The organism is Micromonospora sp. NPDC050686 (genome assembly GCF_040654475.1).
Lineage (GTDB): Bacteria > Actinomycetota > Actinomycetes > Mycobacteriales > Micromonosporaceae > Micromonospora.
The window spans coordinates 1-3546 of record NZ_JBFAID010000123.1 but is presented as its reverse complement, the minus strand read 5'-3'; the positions used below and the strand labels follow the sequence as shown (position 1 = coordinate 3546).

General features: G+C 69.4%; 2 protein-coding genes. Both read right to left on the bottom strand.

Annotated features, from left to right (window positions below):
* Nucleotides 1-90: 90 nt before the first annotated feature.
* Nucleotides 91-1245, bottom strand: coding sequence for an acyl-CoA dehydrogenase family protein (locus AB0H57_RS32595; protein WP_357512567.1), 1155 nt, complete (start codon nt 1243-1245; stop codon nt 91-93).
* A 69-nt stretch (nt 1246-1314) separates the two neighbouring features.
* On the bottom strand, nt 1315-2847 hold the full coding sequence (locus AB0H57_RS32590) for an acyl-CoA carboxylase subunit beta (protein ID WP_357512565.1): 1533 nt from the start codon (nt 2845-2847) through the stop codon (nt 1315-1317).
* Nucleotides 2848-3546 lie beyond the last annotated feature (699 nt).

Sequence of the window (3546 nt, the reverse complement as noted above, 5' to 3'; positions counted from 1 at the left end):
TCAAAACCGGCACGCCCTACAACGAGACGACCGCCTGGCCACACCACACCGCCGAACCCGCTACTTGACACTCGTACGTCCTGGGATGTCTTACATGCCGAGGTCGCGGGCGATGATCATGCGTTGGACCTCGCTGGTGCCTTCGCCGATCTCCAGGATCTTCGAGTCGCGCCAGAAGCGGGCGACCGGGTACTCGTTCATGAAGCCGTACCCGCCGTGGATCTGGGTGGCCTCGCGGGCGTTGTCCACCGCGATGGTGCTGGCGTGCAGCTTGGCGATGGCCGCCTGCCGCTTGAACGGCTCGCCGGCGAGCATCCGCGCCGCCGCGTCGTAGTACGCCAGCCGGGCGGTGTGCGCCTTCAGCTCCATGTCGGCGATCTTGAACTGGATCGCCTGGTAGTTGCCGATCGGCTGGCCGAAGGCCTGGCGCTCCTTCGCGTACCTGACCGACTCGTCGACGCAGCCCTGGGCGAGGCCGACGGCGAGCGCCGCGATGGCGATCCGCCCCTCGTCCAGGATCCGCAGGAACTGGGCGAAGCCCCGGCCCCGCTCGCCGAGCAGGTTCTCCGCCGGCACCCGGCAGTCGTCGAAGGTCAGCTCATGGGTGTCCGAGGCGTTCCAGCCGACCTTGGAGTAGCCGGGCGCGACCGTGAAGCCGGGCGTGCCCGACGGCACGATGATGGTGGACAGCTCCTTCGAGCCGTCCGGCTTCGTGCCGGTGACCGCGGTGACCGTGACCAGCGTGGTGATGTCGGTGCCCGAGTTGGTGATGAACGCCTTCGAGCCGTTGATCACCCACTCGTTCGTGGCCTCGTCCAGCACCGCCCGGGTCTGGGTGCCACCGGCGTCCGAGCCGGTGCCCGGCTCGGTCAGGCCGAAGCCGGCCAGGGCCTCGCCGCTGAGCAGCTTCGGCAGCCACCGCGCCTGCTGTTCCTCGGTGCCGAAGCGGTAGATCGGCATAGCACCGAGGGAGACCGCCGCCTCAAGGGTGATCGCCACGCTGGAGTCGACCCGGGCCAGCTCCTCCAGGGCCAGGCAGAGGGCGAAGTAGTCGCCGCCCATGCCGCCGTGCTCCTCCGCGAAGGGCAGGCCGAACAGCCCCATCTTGCCCATCTGGCGGATGATCTCGTACGGGAAGGTGTGCTTCTCGTAGTGCTCGGCGATGACCGGCGCGACCACCTCGCGGGCGAAGTCCCGCACGCTCTCCCGCAGCGCCTCTTGCTCCTCGGTGAGCCGGAAGTCCATCTGATCCTCCTGTGTGGATGACCCGCCGGGCGCTCGTGACGCCGGGACGGGGATCGTGCTGCGGGGTCCTCAGACCGGGGTGACGCCGTGCCGGCGCTTGGCGAAGTGCCGCTCCTTGCCGCGCGCGGCGGCGAACCGGCGGACCAGCTCGGCGCGCAGCTCGTGCGGCTCGACGATCGCGTCCACCACCAGCTCGCTGGCGAGGCGGACGATGTCGATGTCGCGCTCGTACTCCTCGCGCTTCGCGGCGACGAACGCGGCCCGCTCGGCCTCGTCGTCGATGGCGGCGATCTTGTTGGCGTAGACCGCGTTGACCGCGGCCTCCGCGCCCATCACCGCGATCTTCGCGGTGGGCAGGGCGATCGTCGCGTCCGGCTCGAAGCCGGGGCCGGCCATCGCGTAGAGGCCCGCGCCGTACGCCTTGCGCACCACCACACAGATCTTGGGTACGGTCGCCTCGGAGATCGCGGTGATCATCTTGGCGCCATGCCGGATGATGCCCTGCTTCTCCACCGCGCTGCCGACCATGAACCCGGGCACGTCGCTCAGGAACAGCAGCGGCACGTTGAACGCGTCGCAGAGCTGCACGAACCGGGCCGCCTTGTCGGCCGAGTCGACGAAGAGCACCCCGCCCTTGAACATCGAGTTGTTGCCGACCACGCCGACGACCTCGCCGTTCAGCCGGCCGAACCCGATGGTCAGCTCCTTGGCCCAGAGCGCCTGGATCTCGAAGAAGCTGCCCTCGTCGAGCAGGCCCTTGACGTACCGGCGCATGTCGAACGCCTGCCGCTCGCTGGCCGGGACCAGCGCGGCCAGGTCGGCCTTCTCCGGGGCGGGTTTCGCCTCGGCCGCCGGCGGCGGCTGGGTCCAGTTCGCCGGCAGGTACGACAGGTAGGTCCTCAGCACGTCGAGCGCGTCGGCCTCGGTCTTGCAGAGGAAGTGCCCGACGCCCGACTCGGCGCAGTGCACCTTGGCACCGCCCATCGCCTCCAGGGTGGTCTTCTCGCCGGTGACCATCTCGACCATCCGGTCGGAGCCGAGGTACATGCTGGCGTTGCCGTCCACCATGGCCACCACGTCGCAGAACGCCGGGATGTACGCCCCACCGGCGGCGCTCGGCCCGAACAGCGCACAGACCTGCGGGATCGAGCCGGAGGCGCGGACCTGGTTCCAGAAGATCTTGCCGGCGCCGCGTCGGCCGGGGAAGAGGTCGACCTGGTCGGTGATCCGCGCCCCGGCGGAGTCGACCAGGTAGACCATCGGCACGCCGGTCGCGTACGCCCGCTCGATGATCCGGATGATCTTCTCGACCGTACGCGCGCCCCAACTGCCGGCCTTGACCGTGGAATCGTTCGCCATCAGGCAGACCTGCCGCCCGTCGATGGTGGCGGTGCCGGTGACCACGCCGTCGGCGGGCAACCCCTCGGCCATCGCATTGGCATAGAGGCCGTCCTCGACGAAAGAACCCTCGTCGACCAGGAGCGCGACCCGCTCACGGGCGAAGAGCTTGCCCTTGGCGGCGTTCGCCGCGTGGTACTTGTCCGCACCGCCGGCCTTGGCGCGCTTGCGCAGCTGCTCCAGTGCCTCACCGTCGAGCGTCACGCCGACTCCCTCGCCACCATTTCGCCGGCCGCGCCACTGAACGGGCCGACTCGCCTGAACGATCGTTAGGCTAGCGCATCCCCACCCCTCCCCGCATCCAGCACGCATGCAAGGCGGGGCCCCCGGTTGACGCTTTTGGTAAAGGAGGGGGCCCGGTTAACACCGGTGGGCGGCGCACCCAGCCCGCCCACCCGTTCCGCTCGCCCGCCGTCACCCACTCCCACTTGTTGATCATGGATTTAGCGGTGTATTTGATCTTCTCTGATGCATCCGCCAACTCCATGATCAACGGAGGTGGGAAGGGAGGTGGTGAGCGCGGGCCCGAGCGGTGGTTGGTGGGGTGTCGGGTTTGGGTGAGTGGTGGTAGGCGCGGTGGGTGGTTGTGGGCGGGTTGTCGGGTTCGGGGTGTGACCGGCCGCACCCGGTCGGTGGAATGGCGGGCGGGGTGGGGTCGTTACATCACCCGGACGACCGTGGCAGCAGGCCGACCCCCCTTCGGGTGGGGGCCGCCGCCGGGAATGATGGTGGGCCGCCGGTCGTTACACATGGTCCGGCGCCGTGTAGCGGCCCCGCCCCACGTGCCGCCGGATCCCCCCTCAAAGGCTTTGTGAGCGCCTGACGTGGTGCTTGCACCCGACGTGTGCCGACCCCCGTCGGCTGCCGGGTGCCGACCCCCGGAATGGAGCTTTCCCCCATGAA